Here is a 15452-nt window from a genome sequence, read left to right as displayed (position 1 = left end):
AAACCCGAGAATGAGCGCAATCGTTGACATCGTCGGCCGCGAGATCCTGGACTCGCGCGGCAACCCCACCGTCGAATGCGACGTGCTGCTGGAGTCCGGCACCATGGGCCGCGCGGCCGTGCCGTCCGGCGCATCGACCGGCTCGCGCGAGGCCATCGAGCTGCGCGACGGCGACCCCAAGCGCTACGGCGGCAAGGGCGTCCTGAAGGCCGTGGAGCACATCAACACCGAAATCTCCGAGTCGGTGCTGGGCCTCGATGCGTCGGAGCAGAACTTCCTGGACAAGACGCTGATCGACCTCGACGGCACCGAGAACAAGAGCCGCCTCGGCGCGAACGCGATGCTCGCCGTGTCGATGGCCGTCGCGCGCGCGGGCGCCGAAGAGTCGGGCCTGCCCCTCTACCGCTACTTCGGCGGCATGAACGGCTGCCAGCTGCCCGTGCCGATGATGAACGTGGTCAACGGCGGCGCGCACGCCAACAACAACCTCGACCTGCAGGAACTGATGATCATCCCCGTGGGCGCGCCGTCGTTCCGCGAGGCGATGCGCTACGGCGCCGAGGTGTTCCAGGCGCTGAAGAAGATCATTCACGACAAGGGCATGAGCGTGGCGGTGGGCGACGAAGGCGGCTTCGCGCCGAACGTCGCGAACCACGAAGCCGCGCTGCAGATGATCCTGGAGGCCATCGAGAAGGCGGGCTACCGGCCCGGCGAGCAGATCGCGCTGGCCCTCGACTGCGCGTCGAGCGAGTTCTACAAGGACGGCAAATACGAGCTGGGCGCCGAAGGCCTCACGCTCGCCGCGCCCGAGTGGGTCGACATCATGGCGAGCTGGGTGCAGAAGTACCCGATCATCAGCATCGAGGACGGCATGGCCGAAGGCGACTGGGACGGCTGGAAGCTGCTCACCGAACGCCTCGGCCGGCAGGTGCAACTGGTGGGCGACGACCTCTTCGTCACCAACACGAAGATCCTGAAGGAAGGCATCGAGAAGAAGGTCGCGAACTCGATCCTCATCAAGATCAACCAGATCGGCACGCTGACCGAGACGTTCGCCGCGATCGAGATGGCGAAGCGCGCCAACTACACGGCCGTCATCAGCCACCGCTCGGGCGAGACCGAGGACAGCACCATCGCCGACATCGCGGTGGGCACGAATGCCGGGCAGATCAAGACCGGCTCGCTCTCGCGCTCGGACCGCATGGCGAAGTACAACCAGCTGCTGCGCATCGAGGAAGACCTGGGCGACGTAGCGCAGTATCCTGGCCGCGACGCCTTCTACAACTTGAAGTGAAAAAACCGTGAGCCCCCACGCTCCGCACTTCGTGTCGTCGCTGCCCCCCGAGGGGGCGCAGGCATTCTAGGGGCGGCCCGTCGAATGCCTGCTCGCCTCGTCGCGCTGCTCCTGATCGGCCTCCTGGGCGTCGTCCACGCCCAGCTCTGGTTCGGTCGCGGCAGCGTCGGCGACGTGGCCGAGATGCGCCGCCGTCTCGAGCAACAGAAAACGCACAACGTGCAGGCGCAGCAGGGCAACGACCGGCTGGCCGCCGAGGTGCGCGACCTGCAGGAGGGCCTCGAGATGGTCGAGGAGAAGGCGCGCATGGAGCTCGGCATGGTCAAGCCCAACGAGATCTTCGTGAACTACGCCAAGCCGCGGTGAGCCTCGTCGAACTCGTCGCCGCGGTCATGGGGCTGGCCATGGTGGTGTGCAACATGCGCGAAATCCACTGGGGCTGGCCGCTCGCCATCGCGAGCTCGGCGCTCTACTTCTTCGTCTTCCGCGACAGCAAGCTCTACGGCGATGCGTCGCTGCAGGTCTTCTTCGCCGTCGTCGCGGCCTGGGGCTGGTTCCAGTGGCTGCGCGGCAAGCGGCCGGATGGCACGTCGCTGCGCGTGGCGCGATTGCCCCGACGCGGTGTCGCGCTCGTCGTGCTGGCCGGCGCGCTGCTCTGGCCGCTTTTCGGCTGGATCCTCGACACGTACACCGATACCGACGTGCCGTGGTGGGATGCGTTCCCCACGTCGCTCAGCCTCGTCGGCCAGTTCCTCCTCGGGCGGAAGTACATCGAGAACTGGATCGTGTGGATCGCCGTCAACGTCGTGAGCGTGGGACTCTTCGCGTACAAGGGCCTGTGGCTCACCGTGGGGCTCTACTCCGTCTTCATCGTGCTGAGTTTCATGGGCTGGCGGTCATGGAAGCAGCGCCTGCGGGCCGCGTGAACGCATGAAGCGACGCATCGCCCTGCTCGGCGCGGAGAGCACGGGAAAGACGCAGCTGTCGCTGGCGCTGCGCGACCACTTCCTCGCGTCGGGAGAACGGGTCGAACTCGTCGCCGAAGTGCTGCGCGAGTGGTGCGCGCGCGAAGGGCGCACGCCGCGGCCCGAGGAGCAGATGCCCATCGCGCAGGCGCAGGAGCGGCGGGTCGACGAAGCGTCCGCGCGCGCGGACGTCGTGATCGCCGACACGACCTCCGTCATGGTCGCGATCTACAGCGCGATGCTCTTCAAGGACGGGACGCTGTACCGCTTCGCCCTGGACCGTTTGCGGACCTACGACGTCGTGCTGCTGACGGGGCTCGACCTGCCGTGGGTGGCGGACGGCTTGTTTCGCGACGGCCCTTCGGTGCGCGAGCCGGTCGATGCGATGGTGCGCGCGGCGCTGGCCGACGCGGCGGTTCCCTATCGCGTCGTGTACGGCAGCGGTGCGCAGCGACTCGCGAATGCCCTCGCGGCCATCGATGCCACGCTCGCCGAGCCGCTGCCCGAGCGGAACAATCGGGCCTGGAACTGCGAGAAGTGCAGCGACCCCGAATGCGAGCACCGCCTCTTTCGCGATCTCATTGAACGGCGGAACTGACCGGCGGCTGATCCCCCGGCGCCGCGAAGATCTGCGCCGCATCCACCGCGTCGAAGCGGTACTGCTGTCCGCAGAAATCGCAGCCCACGTCGATCTCGCCGCGCTCCTCGATGATGCTGTCGGCCTCTTCGCGCCCGAGCCCGCGGATCATCGCGGTCACCCGCTCGCGGCTGCACGTGCAGGCGAAGCGCGGCGTCTGCGCGTCGAAGCGCAGCAGCTTCTCCTGCCAGAAGAGGCGGCGCAGGATCGTCTCGACGTCGAGCTCCAGCAGCTCGTTGGCCGTGAGGCTCGCGGTGAGCGTCGCGATGCGGTTGAAGTGCTCGTACATCGCTTCCTCGTCCTCCTGCGGCTGCCCGCCGGCGAGGTTGCCCTCGCCTTCCATCGGCAGGCGCTGGATGAGGATGCCCGCCGCGACCTTCTCGTCGGCCGCCAGCACGATCCGGGTGTCGAGCTGCTCCGACTGGCGCATGTAATGCTCGAGGACGTCCGACATGCGCTCCAGCGGCTCGCCGCGCGGACCGCGCAGGGGCACGACGCCCTGATAGGGCTGCTGCCCGGCTCGCTTGTCCTTCGGGTCGAGCGTGATCGCGCAGCGGCCGCCGCCCTTGACGTTGACGAGGTCGCTCAGGTGCGCATCGATGGGGACGTCGCCGATCACGTTCGCCGTCGCGCGCAGGCTCAGGTCGTGCTGCACTTCGCACACGGCGACCTTCACCGGCCCGTCGCCGAAGATCTGCATGATCAGGGCGCCGTTGAACTTGATGTTGGACTGCATCAACGCGCCGGCCGCGGCCATCTCGCCCAGCAGGCGCGCTACCGGCTCGGGCCATGCGCCCGTGTTCTCGTTCGCGCGGCGGCGCTGCAGGATGTCGACCCAGGCCGTGTCCAGGCGCACGATCATCCCGCGCACCGGCAGGCCGTCGAACAGGAACTTGTGCAGCTCGTCGGCCATCAGGCGATCTTTCGCAGACCCGTGCGGAAGCGCTTCGCGTTCTCCACGTAGTGTTCGGCGATGTGGCGCAGCATGGCGAAACCCTTCTCGTCCAGCGTGCGCACCACGCGCGCGGGCGAGCCGATGATGAGCGAGTTGTCCGGGAATTCCTTGCCCTCGGTCACGATGCTGCCCGCGCCCACGATGCAGTTCTTGCCGATCCTGGCGCGATTGAGAACGACGGCCTGGATGCCGATCAGCGAGCCTTCGCCCACGATGCAGCCGTGCAGCATGACCTGGTGGCCGACGCTCACGTTGTCGTGCAGCACGAGCGGCACGCCGGGGTCGGCGTGGAGCACGGAGGCGTCCTGCACGTTCACGTTGCGCCCGAGCGTGAGCTTCTCGGAGTCGCCGCGCAGGATGCAGCCAAACCACACGCTGGCGTTCTCGCCCATTTCCACATTGCCGATCACCTGCGCGGAGTCCGCGACCCAGGCGCCGGGGCCAAGTTTCGGCGCGATGCCGTCGAGTTCGTAGAGGGCCATGGAGGACAATTGTAGGGATGGAGCTTCGTCGGCAGGCGCTGGACGCCCTTTGTACCGCCAATCCGGCGCGGAAGGTGGCGATGACGCGCGAACTCGCGGCGTCCGCCGACGCGATGCCGCTGTCGAGCACGGCGCCGCCCGCCCCTGCCGGCGTGCCCGGCCGGCCCGAGCGGCCGCAGCTCATCCATGCGAGCAAGGTTCCGAAGCGGTCCCCGGCCAAGCCCGAGGGACTCGCCGCATTGCTGCATGCGATCGCGCACATCGAATTCAACGCGATCAACCTCGCGCTCGATGCGGCATGGCGATTCGAAGGCCTGCCGCGCGACTTCCACCTCGACTGGATCCGCGTCGCGGGCGAGGAGGCGTATCACTTCACGCTGTTGCGCGAGCATCTCGCGTCGCTCGGCTACGCCTACGGCGACTTCGATGCGCACGACGGGCTGTGGGCCATGTGCGAGAAGACGAAGGACGATGTCGTGGCGCGCATGGCGCTCGTGCCGCGCACGCTGGAGGCGCGCGGGCTGGACGCGACGCCGCAGATCCAGCAGAAGCTCAGGCAGGTGGGGACCCCCGCGGCGATGCGGGCGGTGGAGATTCTCGATGTGATCCTGCGGGATGAGGTGGGGCACGTCGCGGTCGGGAACCGCTGGTATCGCTTTCTCTGCGAGCGCGAGGGATTGGATCCGATCGCACACTACGACCGCGTCGCACTGCGTTACGCGGCCCCGAAGCTGTACCCGCCGTTCAACGTGGACGCGCGGCGCCGGGCGGGGTTCTCGGAGGAGGAGATGCACGTCATGCGGCTTGCGCATCCTGCCGCGGAGCGCTGAAGCGAGTTTCAGCGCCGATGGCAACGATCATCTTGCTGGCGTCGGCAAAATGATCCGTCCCGGCGCCCTTGCCGACGCCTAGATCCCGATCCGCAACACCGCGGGCAGCCGATCGCAAGTGAAGCGCTGCACACTGCGCAGCGACGGAATGCCCATGCCCCCAACGGCGGCAGGCCGGTCGCGGCAGCGCGGCCGGTCGACGACGCTCGGGCAGCCGCAGGCACATGATGCGGCCCGTGGCTCGCGCGGTTCAAGGCCGCGACTTGCGTCTGATCTTGTGGGGCCGTTGCGGCCCGACGGTGCGGCGCACGATCGTCAGCAGGCCCAGCATGACGACCGCGCCGCCCAGGGCCAGCCCGACCGAGGACGCTTCGATCGACCCATCGGCCGTTCCGCCCGCGAGCGTCGCCGCCAGCATGTCGCCGCCGATGAACGCGCCGAAAATTCCGACCGCGATGGCCTCGATGCGCTGGATCCAGCTATGCATCGACATCATGGCCGAGACGACGAGGCCGGCCACGCCACCGATGAGGCACCACAGGATCGGGTTGATGGGATCTCCTCAGCGGCGGTGCGTCGGCCGCGGCGGTGCGGCGGGCCCGCGGCGCTCGGGCAGGTGGCGGAACATGATGCGGCCCTTGTTGAGGTCGTAGGGGGACAGTTCCAGGGTGACGTCGTCGCCCGCGATCACGCGGATGCGGTGCTTGCGCATCTTGCCGCCGCTGTAGGCGATGAGTTCGTGGCCGTTTTCCAGCACCACGCGGAAGCGCGAGTCGGGCAGCACTTCCTCGACGCGGCCGCGCATTTCGATGAGTTCTTCTTTCGCCATCAATATCCTTCGATGAGGGTCCGGCCGCGCCCGCGACGATGAGCGCGGGCACGGCCGGTTGCGGCACGAGGCCGCGGGTGTGCTTCAGGGGGAGGGGCCAAGCGCACGGCGATGCGCTCGCAAGCTGACGGAGCCCGGAGGCTCGACCGCCTCGAGGCACGAAAGGAGGCGGGATCAGGGGATGCCTGAAGTGTACCCGCTTACCCGGTCTTGCGCTTCGACCGCGCTCGAAGCCCATGCTGCGGCGTATCATGGGCGCGCCATTTTCCGGTGAGCCCCGCGCTCCTCCCCCATGCCCGCCGCGCCCCTCTACATCCTCATGCACCCGGCGGACAACGTCGCCATCGTCGCGAACGACGGCGGCCTGCCCGAAGGCACACGCTTCGCGTCGGGCCTCGTCCTGCGGGACAAAGTGCCGCAGGGCCACAAGGTTGCGCTGGCCGACATTCCCGAAGGCGCGGCCATACGCCGCTACAACGTCCCCATCGGCTACGCGCTGAAGGACATCCCCGCGGGCAGCTGGGTCCACGAGCGCGTGCTGCGCATGCCCGATGCGCGCGGGCTCGACGACCTGCCCATCGCCACCGTCCGGCGCGAGCCGCTGCCGCCGCTCGAAGGCTACACCTTCGAGGGTTATCGCAACGCCGACGGCTCCGTGGGCACGCGCAACATCCTTGCGATCACGCAGACCGTGCAGTGCGTCGCGGGGGTCACCGATTTCGCGGTGGAGCGCATCCGCAACGAGCTGCTGCCGAAATACCCCAACGTCGACGGCGTGGTGGCGCTCGAACACGGCTACGGCTGCGGCGTCGCCATCGACGCGCCCGACGCGGTGGTGCCCATCCGCACGCTGCGCAACCTGAGCCTCAACCCGAACTTCGGCGGCGAAGTCATGGTGGTGAGCCTCGGCTGCGAGAAGCTGCAGCCCGAACGCCTGCTGCCGCCGGGCTCGATCCCCATCGCGGACCAGCGCGGCGAAGCGCTCGACGTCGTGTGCCTGCAGGACGAAGCGCACGTCGGCTTCATGTCGATGGTCGAATCGATCCTGCGCCAGGCCGAGCAGCACCTCACGCGGCTGAATGCACGCAGGCGCGAGACGGTGCCCGCCAGCGAGCTGGTCGTCGGCGTGCAGTGCGGCGGCAGCGACGCGTTCTCCGGCGTCACGGCCAATCCGGCGGTGGGCTTCTGCGCCGACCTGCTGGTGCGCGCGGGCGCGAGCGTGATGTTCTCCGAGACGACCGAAGTGCGCGACGGCATCGACCAGCTCACCTCGCGCGCGGCGTCGCCCGAGGTGGCCCAGGCCATGATCCGCGAAATGGCCTGGTACGACGCCTACCTCCAGCGCGGCCAGGTCGACCGCAGCGCCAACACGACGCCCGGCAACAAGAAGGGCGGGCTCGCGAACATCGTCGAGAAGGCGATGGGCTCCATCGTGAAATCGGGCTCGGCGCCGATCACCGGCGTGCTCGCGCCGGGCGAGAAGCTCAGGTCGCGCGGCCTCACCTATGCCGCGACGCCCGCGAGCGATTTCATCTGCGGCACCCTGCAGCTCGCGGCGGGCATGAACCTGCACGTGTTCACCACGGGCCGCGGCACGCCCTACGGCCTGGCGGAAGTGCCCGTGATCAAGGTCGCGACCCGCTCCGACCTCGCGCGCCGATGGCACGACCTGATGGACGTCAACGCCGGCAAGATCGCCGATGGCGAAGCGACCATCGAGCAGGTGGGCTGGGAGCTGTTCCAGCTGATGCTCGACGTCGCGAGCGGCCGCAGGAAGACCTGGGCCGAACAATGGAAGCTGCACAACTCGCTGGTGCTGTTCAATCCGGCGCCGGTGACCTGACGGTCCGCCACGCGGGCCATGCCCGCTCACGCGCGCGGATGATGCTTCGCGTGCAGCACCTTCAGGCGCTCGCGCGCCACGTGCGTGTAGATCGTCGTCGTCGAAATGTCCGCATGCCCCAGCAGCATCTGCACCGCGCGCAGGTCGGCGCCGTGGTTCAGCAGGTGCGTCGCGAACGCATGCCGCAAGGTATGCGGCGACAGCGGCGCCGTGATCCCCGCCGCCCGCGCCTGCTTCTTCACGATCTCCCAGAACATCTGCCGCGTCATGCCCTGCCCGCGCGCGGTGACGAAAAAGTCCTCGCTCTGCTGCCCGTTCAGGATCTGCGGCCGCGAATCGGCGAGGTAGCGGCGGATCCAGTCGCCCGCGACTTCGCCGAAAGGCACGAGCCGCTCCTTGCTGCCTTTGCCCAGCACGCGCACGATGTTCTCGTTCAGCCCGACGTTGAAGGTCTTCAGGCCCACGAGCTCGCTCACGCGCAGGCCGCTCGCATAGATCAGCTCCAGCATCGTGCGGTCGCGCAGGCCCAGCGGCGTGTCGGTGTCGGGCGCTTCGAGCAGCGCTTCGACCTGCGCCTCGGTCAGCGTCTTGATGTTCCGTGCGAGCCGCTTGGGCGGCAGCAGCTTGAGCGTGGGGTCGGCGTCGATGAGGCGTTCGCGCAGCGCCCAGCGGAAATAGCGCTTGAACACCGTGAGCCGCCGCTGGGCGGAGCTGTTCTTGCCGCCGCTGCGGGCCGCGAGATAGCCCTCGAGGTCGTGCGCCTCGGTCGCTTCGAGCGACTTGCCGCGCGGCGCGAGCCAGCGGCCGTACAGGGTGAGGTCGCGGCGGTAGGCCGCCAGCGTGTTCTTCGACAGGCCGTCCTCGAGCCAGAGGGCATCGACGAACGCATCGATGCCCTCGGCAAGGCCCGCCCGGATCGCCGGGATCGCCGGGATCGCCGGCGCCTGCGCGCTCACGGCCGGACGAGCCTCGCCGCGAAACTCAATCGAGCTTCAGCTTCGCCGTGTCCACGACCTTCTTGTACACGTCGTACTCGGCCTTGATCTGCGCGGCGAACTGCTGCGGCGTGTTGGCGATGATGATCGAACCCGTGTCCTCGATGCGCTTGCGCACGGCCGGCTCCTTCAGCGCGGTCACGGTCGCGTCGTGGATTCGGGTCACGACGTCCTGCGGCAGGCCCTTCGGCCCCAGGATGCCGTAGTAGGCCATGCGGTTCACCGGCTCCAGGCCGACTTCCTTGAACGTGGGCACGTTCGGCAGTTCCTTCAGGCGCTGCGGCGCGGCGACGATGATGGGGATGAGCCGGCCGTCCTTGATGAAGGGCAGCGCCGAGGGCAGGTTGTCGAAGATCATCGGCACCTGGCCGGCGACGGTGTCGTTCAGGGCCGGGCCCGCGCCGCGGTACGGGATGTGCGTGACGAAGGTGTTCGTCATGCTCTTGAACAGTTCCATCTGCAGGTGGCCGATGCCGCCCGTGCCGGACGAGGAATACGAGTAGCGGCCCGGCGAGCGCTTCACCAGGTCGAGGAAGGTCTTGTAGTCCTTCGCCGGGAAGCTCGGATGCACGGCGATGATGTTCGGCGTCGCGGCGATGTTGATGATCGGCGTGAAGTCGGTCGTCGGGTTGTACGGAATCTTCGGATTGATCGCGGGGTTGGCCGCCGTGGTCGACACCGTGGCCATGCCGAGCGAATAGCCGTCCGGCGCGGCGCGCACGGTCTCGGTCGCGCCGATCACGCCGCCGCCGCCGGCCTTGTTCTCGATGACGACGGACTGCCCCAGCGCCTTGCCGAGCGGCTCGGAGATCACGCGGGCGATGATGTCGGTGGTGCCGCCGGGGGCGAAGGGCACCTGCAGCTTGACGGGTTTGTTCGGATAGGCCTGGGCCAGGACCGCGGGCGTGGCAAAGACGGCGGCGGCGAGGACGGACAGTCCGAACACATGGCGGCGGTTCATTCGATGGCTCCTTGATGCTTCTGATCGCGATGGCGACCCGGTAATGCTAACCGCAACGCGCGCCTCGCTATCCTTGCGCGGTGAACTTCGCCGAGCTGCTCTTCCCCGAGTTTTCCCTGATCCTGTGCGGCTACCTGCTGTGCCGCTTCACCGCGCTCGACCGCACGGTCTGGGAGCAGGTCGACAGCCTCGTCTACTACTTCCTTTTTCCTCTCCTGCTCTTCCATTCGATCGTGCGCAGCCCGCTGCAGATCGGCGCCACCTCCAGCCTGATCGTGGCGGGGCTGCTGCTTGGCCTGAGCGGCATCGCGATGGCCTATGCGCTGCCCTACGTGCCCGGCCTGCGCCGCCACGTCGACCGCACGGCGCACGCGGGCGCGGCGCAGGTGGCCTTCCGGTTCAACTCGTTCCTTGCGCTCGCCCTCACCGAGCGGCTGGTCGGCGCGCCGGGCCAGCTGCTGATCGCGGTGGTCATCGGGTTCTGCGTGCCGATGTTCAACGTGGCGGCGGTGTGGCCGATGGCGCGGCACGGGAACACGGGCCTCCTGCGCGCCCTGCTGCGCAATCCGCTGATCGTCGCCACCGTCTTCGCCCTCTTCCTGAACTTCGCCGGCTTCCGCGTGCCGGCCTGGGGCGATCCCCTGCTCTCGCGCTTCGGCGCGGCGGCGCTCGTGCTCGGCCTCATGGCCGCCGGCGCGGGGCTGCAGTTCGGCGAGCTGGCCGCCTCGAAGGTTCTCACGGTGTCGGTGCTGGCGATCCGCCACCTCCTCACCCCGCTCGTCGCGTGGGGACTCGCGGTCGCGCTGCGGCTCGATGCGACGCAGTCCACCGTGCTGCTGCTCTTCTCCGCGCTGCCGACGGCTTCGAGCGCCTACGTGCTGGCGGCGCGCATGGGCTACAACGGACCCTACGTCGCCGGGCTGGTGACGCTGTCGACGCTGCTGGGCATGCTCAGCCTGCCGTTCGCGCTGGCTTTGCTGAACGCCCCACGTTAGCCGTGGCTCCGCGCAATCCGCTACCTCGGCAGGCGGGTCACCCGCCCGATGACAGGATCTACGACCCATCGCTCGGCCATGGACTGCATGGGCATTTCAAAAGCGTTCCGCATCCTGGACTGATTCTCGACCCACACGTCAAGAACCAACTCTCCGCCGGCTCCATCCCTCGGATTGGACGCCCTCACGAGGTAACACGGTCTTACGGCGCACCATATCGTGCGATCAGGGTTTCCCCGGATCGACAAAAGCCCTACGCCTTCGACGCGTTGCCGTACTCGGTGTCCCCCAAAGCGTGCGCCTTGAGTTGCGAACACTACCGTGAAATTCGACGTCGTCAGATGTGCCAGCGAGGGCTCGCCGGAGAGAGGTCTCTGCATACGCTTAGCTTCGATTTCTACAAATGAGGGATCAGGATTCATGACGAGCAAGCCCCACCGCTCCAGCCAACGATAGACGACTCGCATCGGATCAGGTTCTCCGTCGAACGCTGGGGACAGCACTCGCGGAAAAGCGTGGTGGTTGTGGTGAAGCGTCGCACCCATGGTGAGCGGTGACATGAGCACAAGGTTCGTCGAATTCCCTTTGGTCACGAACTTCGAGGAACCGACGCAATGACAAAGTCCATTGACGACGAACTCGGTGAAGAAATAGCCGACAAAAACCCGGAACGCTCCGAAATAGGCGAACCACTTCACAGCCAGATCCTCTCCCCCAATAGCCCACCCCAAACCGAAGGGAACCACAAAGCCTGCATACGAAATCAAAACGAAGCGTCTATCAAACCAGCTCAACAGGGCGTCATCGAGCATCTGACCCGCGTAGAAGCGCTTATCTGTAAGGATTCGGCTGAACTTCCATCCCATCGACGCCCACCAGAGACCCACTGTCAGCACACGCCACGGATCGGCACCGAACTGCCGGGGCGAATGGGGATCTCGATCGGCGACATCGACGTGTCGGTGGTGCCGCTTGTGATTGGCGACCCATTGGATCAAGCCGTCCTGACAGAGGAGAGTTCCCAGCAATGCCAAGCCACCCCGAGCCACGGCGTTCGTCTTGAAGCTGCGGTGCGTGAAATACATGTGGAATCCGGTATTGGCGCCGAGCGCTGTCGCAATGAATGCGACCGGAAGGACATATAGCGCATCCCACGGAGAGAGCAGCAACTCCCTTACTGCCACCGCACTTCCGAGAACGACGATGAACGTTGTCAAAAGAAAGTATGCGACACGTCGAGCATAGATCGCCGCGTCCATGTACACGACTTCGCCCTCGTCAAAGTGCGATATCGCCGCGATCACGAAGCGATCCTAGTCAACACGGTGACCGTGATAGCCCCGACCCCGACCAGCGACAAGCCGGATGCCGCTATCTGCGCCGAATAGATGACAGCAACCCCACCGTGAGATCGATCGTCATTCCACCCCATGTTGAGGCATCCACTAAGCGTGCAAGCGAAGCAAAAAAGATAGGCCGCGGCCGAAAACGCCACCATCGAGTAAGTGGCGTCCGGACCGAAGAGGCGTTCAAGAGCCAGTGCGAGGCAAATCAGCGAGAGTCCGCCGATGCAGGTGGAAAGGTGCGCGATTCTCCAGAGTTCCACCCGCTTCGAATCACCTCGACGCTTGCTCAAGCCGTGAGGAATTCCCAGCAACGTTCCCAAGCAGAAGAGGAGAACACCCAAGAAAAGATATACACCGGACGACGACGAGTTGATGTAGTTGGTCATGCGCCGACTGCTTCTGATTCACCACCCGCGAGGAAGCGCGCCACCCGCCGGACCACACCCTCGTCCTGAAGTATGCGCATGTGCCCGAGTCCGGCGGTATGGACGAACTGAGCACCTACGATGGATCGCGACACTCTCTCGCCGTCGCTAATTGGGATGTACTGATCCTTGGAGTCGTGAATCAGAAGGCATTGCGCTCGCACGGCAGGCCCGATTTCATCGAAGGAGAGCGCACCCTCAGCGCATCGATGAAGGCGCTCCATGAGCGGATACATCTTCTCGTGCGCCTTCGCGGGAAGACCCACCGTCCTCGCAAATCCACTCACAACATGACGCAATGAATACGGACAGGAAATGAGAACCGCGCGCTCGGTACGCAAGCCCCGCTGGATAGCGATGGCCGCGGCGGCAGCACCGAACGAGTGTCCGACTATTCCATACACAGGCCCGAACCGCAGCGCGGCATGTTCAACGGCCTCGGAAAACTCCACCAAAGTCGTCCTCTTCTTGACTGAAGACCCGTGTGCGGGGCCATCAAAGGAGACGACTCGATAACCACTCTCGACCAATCTAGCTGCGATCTTTACGAGTTGACTCTGCCTGCCCTGCCACCCGTGAACGAGCAACACTGTCGGACCGCTCTCACCCCACACAGTGGCAGCAAGGCTCTCATCGTCAAAGTCAAGCCTTTCGAGGCGACCGGAAGCCATGCCGGTCCTTTCCCAGTTCGCGGCCGGAAACCGACGCGGCGAATAGAACACGGCCACAGCCACCCGCGCGGCGAGCCTTGCGGAAACGGCGTTGAGCACCCAAAACAACCCGCGAAAACACCTAATCAACATTCACACTCTCCTTAACGGCGCCACCCATGATCTGCAGACAAAATGCTTGACGCGCCGACCAGCACCTTCACACGCGTACGCAAGCGAGAAAGACGGCCCCGAATCCAGCGTAGCAACGCGCCACAAGCGCCCATCAACTAGAAGCGACTGTCCTTTCTGGTCGAGCGAAGGAATGTCTTTCAAGGCGCCGAGACCTGTTCCCATCGCTTTGAGCAACGCCTCCTTGCGCGACCAGCAATCCCAGATCGAACGGGGGGTGACAAGTAGATGCTCGGCTTCCGACAGTTGGCGAGCAATGGCCTCCTCGACCTGTAGCGGCTTTCGGTGCGTTTCGATATCGACGCCGACCGCGGCTTTGCGGGCGAATGCGATCGCAACACCTCCTGCACAATGGGAGAGGCTTATCCTTATGGGATAGCGCTTCGCATTCGAGGAATTGAACAGTCGAGGGCTGCCGTCAGCCTCGCTCTGTAGCACGATCCGTCGTGGCTCAACACCCAAGTAACTTGCACCCAGCGCACGGGCAAAGAACCGAGACGCCAAGTATTCGACACGTGCCTGAGCGCAAAGAATGCGCTTTGCTTCTCGGCGCTCCGCAGCCGACAACCCAACAAGAAATCTTCTCGCAGATGGACGGCGAGACATCTCGAGAACCCAGACGTGGACGGCTCGAGTGGACGGGCCAACGCTCCAGAGTTTCCTCACGTCACGCACAGGCAACCGGATCCGGGATTTTTCTCGCATGAATCCGTGTGAGATTTACGGTGCCGGTATGAAAGCCGACGGCGAACACGCCAAGGTACTTCTCGTACTTCCGAAAGACTTCGTCACCAACGATCGCCAGCACTTCTTCACGGCGACTACGAAGATTTGCGAACCAGCACCGAAGCGTTCTGGCGTAATGCTCCCGGTCGTTGCGCAAGTCCACGATTTCAAAGAGCCCTTCGCACGCGGCAATGATCTCCGATAGTCGGGGGAGCTCGGACTCCGGGAACACTTCCCCGACGAAAGGATTTGGCTCCCGCTCATCGTAGTTCTCGTACAAGATGCTCTGCAACGAAATATCGCAGTCCATCGTAGAGTTAGCGTGACACCATTCAAAGAAGCGCCGATACGCTCGATGTTTTTCAGGACGGGTAAGCCCAACTCTCGCGAAGTGCTCGAATGCACCAATCGAAACTATCGCGTCGTACGGCTCGTGCGGACGGTGCCCTTCCCAGCCCTCGAGCCGCACGTCGACGTTGTTTCGCTTTCTGGCGTTGACCCAATCGACTTGTGCCTGGCTCAGGGTAAGGCCGGTCGCCTTTTCGACGTCGAATGCGACAACTGCCTTTTCGAGAAGCGCCCCCCATCCACATCCGACATCCAGAAGGTTCCTTTTTCGGTGCGCCTGAGCCTGCGTCAAATGGAAATCAAGTTTCCGGTTCTGCGCTTGTTCGAGCGTGTCTCCCTGGTCCCACAATGCGCACGAATAGGTCATGCTCGGGTCAAGCCACAACGCGTAGAACTCATTGCTAACGTCATAGTGCGCCTGCACCGCTCGTGCCGATGCTCCGACCGACTTCGCTGAGAGCGACACGGGTAAGTCGACACTACTCATGATCTGCTCCGTTGGCCAGCAGAGCGATGCGTATCGCTGCGCGTTCGATCGTGGGATGCTCATACATCAGCGTTGGATCGATGTCGCAGCCAAGCCAATCCATCAAGTCCCCGCTCATGGCAACGGCGGACGCAGAATCGACTCCATACTTGGTCAAAGGAATCGTACGCGATATTCGATCAGCGCGAATTCCCCGCAACTCCGAGACGTATCGAATGATCCACTCTTCCACTTCCGCTCTTGTGACCTGGAGGCGCGGCTGCGCAAACGAAAATTCGGAATCCTTCATGGGGCCTTCTGAAAAAGTTTGTGGTTTGCTATTTCTTTTTGTGCGAGCGTCCCTGAGTCAGGGCGGCGCACATCCGTACAGAAGTGGCTCCGCTTGTCTGAACAGCTTTCCCCGATTCTTAGGTGGATTCCGTGCGGGTTGCCAAGGGTGCAGAGATGTCCACGGCGGCGGGCGTCGCTTGCGACGAACGCACGACGCGGTGG

The 15452-nt window shown here is 65.2% G+C and carries 19 protein-coding genes; 7 read left to right on the top strand and 12 right to left on the bottom strand.

Translation table 11 applies throughout. The features are described 5' to 3' along the window. Positions 1 to 10 precede the first annotated feature (10 nt). The 4 genes from eno to AB7E83_RS23430 all read left to right on the top strand — a co-directional run bounded on the left by eno (position 11) and on the right by AB7E83_RS23430 (position 2857). Complete coding sequence (gene eno, locus AB7E83_RS23445) at positions 11 to 1294, top strand: phosphopyruvate hydratase (protein WP_428573245.1); 1284 nt, start codon at positions 11 to 13, stop codon at positions 1292 to 1294. An 84-nt stretch (positions 1295 to 1378) separates the two neighbouring features. Further along, complete coding sequence (locus AB7E83_RS23440; RefSeq protein ID WP_428573244.1) at positions 1379 to 1660, top strand: septum formation initiator family protein; 282 nt, start codon at positions 1379 to 1381, stop codon at positions 1658 to 1660. After that, positions 1657 to 2220, top strand: coding sequence for a nicotinamide riboside transporter PnuC (gene pnuC, locus AB7E83_RS23435; RefSeq protein WP_428573243.1), 564 nt, complete (start codon positions 1657 to 1659; stop codon positions 2218 to 2220). The genes AB7E83_RS23440 and pnuC overlap by 4 nt, the downstream gene beginning before the upstream one ends. A gap of 4 nt (positions 2221 to 2224) precedes the next feature. Next, on the top strand, positions 2225 to 2857 hold the full coding sequence (locus AB7E83_RS23430; RefSeq protein ID WP_428573242.1) for an AAA family ATPase: 633 nt from the start codon (positions 2225 to 2227) through the stop codon (positions 2855 to 2857). Here the strand turns inward: AB7E83_RS23430 and AB7E83_RS23425 are convergent. Then, positions 2838 to 3809, bottom strand: a complete 972-nt coding sequence (locus AB7E83_RS23425) for an Hsp33 family molecular chaperone HslO (protein WP_428573241.1) — start codon at positions 3807 to 3809, stop codon at positions 2838 to 2840. The genes AB7E83_RS23430 and AB7E83_RS23425 overlap by 20 nt on opposite strands. Beyond that, positions 3809 to 4333, bottom strand: coding sequence for a gamma carbonic anhydrase family protein (locus AB7E83_RS23420; RefSeq protein WP_428573240.1), 525 nt, complete (start codon positions 4331 to 4333; stop codon positions 3809 to 3811). The genes AB7E83_RS23425 and AB7E83_RS23420 overlap by 1 nt, the downstream gene beginning before the upstream one ends. Positions 4334 to 4350: 17 nt before the next feature. Here AB7E83_RS23420 and AB7E83_RS23415 point away from each other — a divergent pair, with 17 nt between their 5' ends. Next, positions 4351 to 5163, top strand: a complete 813-nt coding sequence (locus AB7E83_RS23415; RefSeq protein ID WP_428573239.1) for a ferritin-like domain-containing protein — start codon at positions 4351 to 4353, stop codon at positions 5161 to 5163. Between the two features lie 250 nt (positions 5164 to 5413). Here the strand turns inward: AB7E83_RS23415 and AB7E83_RS23410 are convergent, their stop codons facing one another. Both AB7E83_RS23410 and infA read right to left on the bottom strand, forming a co-directional pair. After that, positions 5414 to 5683 carry a hypothetical protein gene (locus AB7E83_RS23410; RefSeq protein ID WP_428573238.1) on the bottom strand — a complete coding sequence of 90 codons (270 nt, stop codon included), beginning with the start codon at positions 5681 to 5683 and terminating at the stop codon, positions 5414 to 5416. Between the two features lie 42 nt (positions 5684 to 5725). After that, on the bottom strand, positions 5726 to 5992 hold the full coding sequence (infA, locus tag AB7E83_RS23405; protein ID WP_428573237.1) for a translation initiation factor IF-1: 267 nt from the start codon (positions 5990 to 5992) through the stop codon (positions 5726 to 5728). Positions 5993 to 6284: 292 nt separating this feature from the next. On the opposite strand from infA, the gene garD reads away from it, so the two are divergent. Further along, positions 6285 to 7835, top strand: a complete 1551-nt coding sequence (gene garD, locus AB7E83_RS23400; protein ID WP_428573236.1) for a galactarate dehydratase — start codon at positions 6285 to 6287, stop codon at positions 7833 to 7835. 26 nt (positions 7836 to 7861) lie between these two features. Here garD and xerD read toward each other — a convergent pair whose 3' ends face one another. Then, the gene (xerD, locus tag AB7E83_RS23395; protein WP_428573267.1) at positions 7862 to 8752 is read right to left on the bottom strand and encodes a site-specific tyrosine recombinase XerD; all 891 of its coding nucleotides are present in this window, start codon (positions 8750 to 8752) and stop codon (positions 7862 to 7864) included. 64 nt (positions 8753 to 8816) lie between these two features. Then, positions 8817 to 9791 carry a tripartite tricarboxylate transporter substrate binding protein BugE gene (locus AB7E83_RS23390; protein WP_428573235.1) on the bottom strand — a complete coding sequence of 325 codons (975 nt, stop codon included), beginning with the start codon at positions 9789 to 9791 and terminating at the stop codon, positions 8817 to 8819. 80 nt (positions 9792 to 9871) lie between these two features. On the opposite strand from AB7E83_RS23390, the gene AB7E83_RS23385 reads away from it, so the two are divergent. Next, positions 9872 to 10786, top strand: a complete 915-nt coding sequence (locus tag AB7E83_RS23385; protein ID WP_428573234.1) for an AEC family transporter — start codon at positions 9872 to 9874, stop codon at positions 10784 to 10786. Between the two features lie 20 nt (positions 10787 to 10806). On the opposite strand, the gene AB7E83_RS23380 is transcribed toward AB7E83_RS23385, so the two are convergent. From AB7E83_RS23380 to AB7E83_RS23355, 6 genes are all read right to left on the bottom strand, one after another. Beyond that, positions 10807 to 12090 (bottom strand): fatty acid desaturase, encoded by a 1284-nt coding sequence (locus tag AB7E83_RS23380; protein ID WP_428573233.1) that lies wholly within the window; start codon positions 12088 to 12090, stop codon positions 10807 to 10809. Further along, a complete protein-coding gene (locus tag AB7E83_RS23375; RefSeq protein WP_428573232.1) occupies positions 12087 to 12518 on the bottom strand; it encodes a hypothetical protein in 432 nt (143 codons plus the stop codon). Before AB7E83_RS23375 ends, AB7E83_RS23380 begins: the two co-directional genes overlap by 4 nt. Next, on the bottom strand, positions 12515 to 13360 hold the full coding sequence (locus AB7E83_RS23370; protein ID WP_428573231.1) for an alpha/beta fold hydrolase: 846 nt from the start codon (positions 13358 to 13360) through the stop codon (positions 12515 to 12517). The genes AB7E83_RS23375 and AB7E83_RS23370 overlap by 4 nt, the downstream gene beginning before the upstream one ends. Next, entirely contained in the window at positions 13361 to 13837 is a 477-nt protein-coding gene (locus tag AB7E83_RS23365) for a 4'-phosphopantetheinyl transferase family protein (RefSeq protein ID WP_428573230.1), read from the bottom strand. Between the two features lie 229 nt (positions 13838 to 14066). Beyond that, positions 14067 to 14960: a class I SAM-dependent methyltransferase gene (locus AB7E83_RS23360; RefSeq protein ID WP_428573229.1), complete on the bottom strand. Its 894-nt coding sequence runs from the start codon at positions 14958 to 14960 to the stop codon at positions 14067 to 14069. After that, complete coding sequence (locus AB7E83_RS23355) at positions 14953 to 15249, bottom strand: acyl carrier protein (protein ID WP_428573228.1); 297 nt, start codon at positions 15247 to 15249, stop codon at positions 14953 to 14955. Before AB7E83_RS23355 ends, AB7E83_RS23360 begins: the two co-directional genes overlap by 8 nt. Positions 15250 to 15452 lie beyond the last annotated feature (203 nt).

The sequence above is a fragment of the Ramlibacter sp. genome (assembly GCF_050250995.1).
Classification (GTDB): domain Bacteria; phylum Pseudomonadota; class Gammaproteobacteria; order Burkholderiales; family Burkholderiaceae_C; genus Ramlibacter.
The sequence above is the reverse complement of the archived record's forward strand: the minus strand, read 5'-3'. Positions and strand labels throughout refer to the sequence as shown.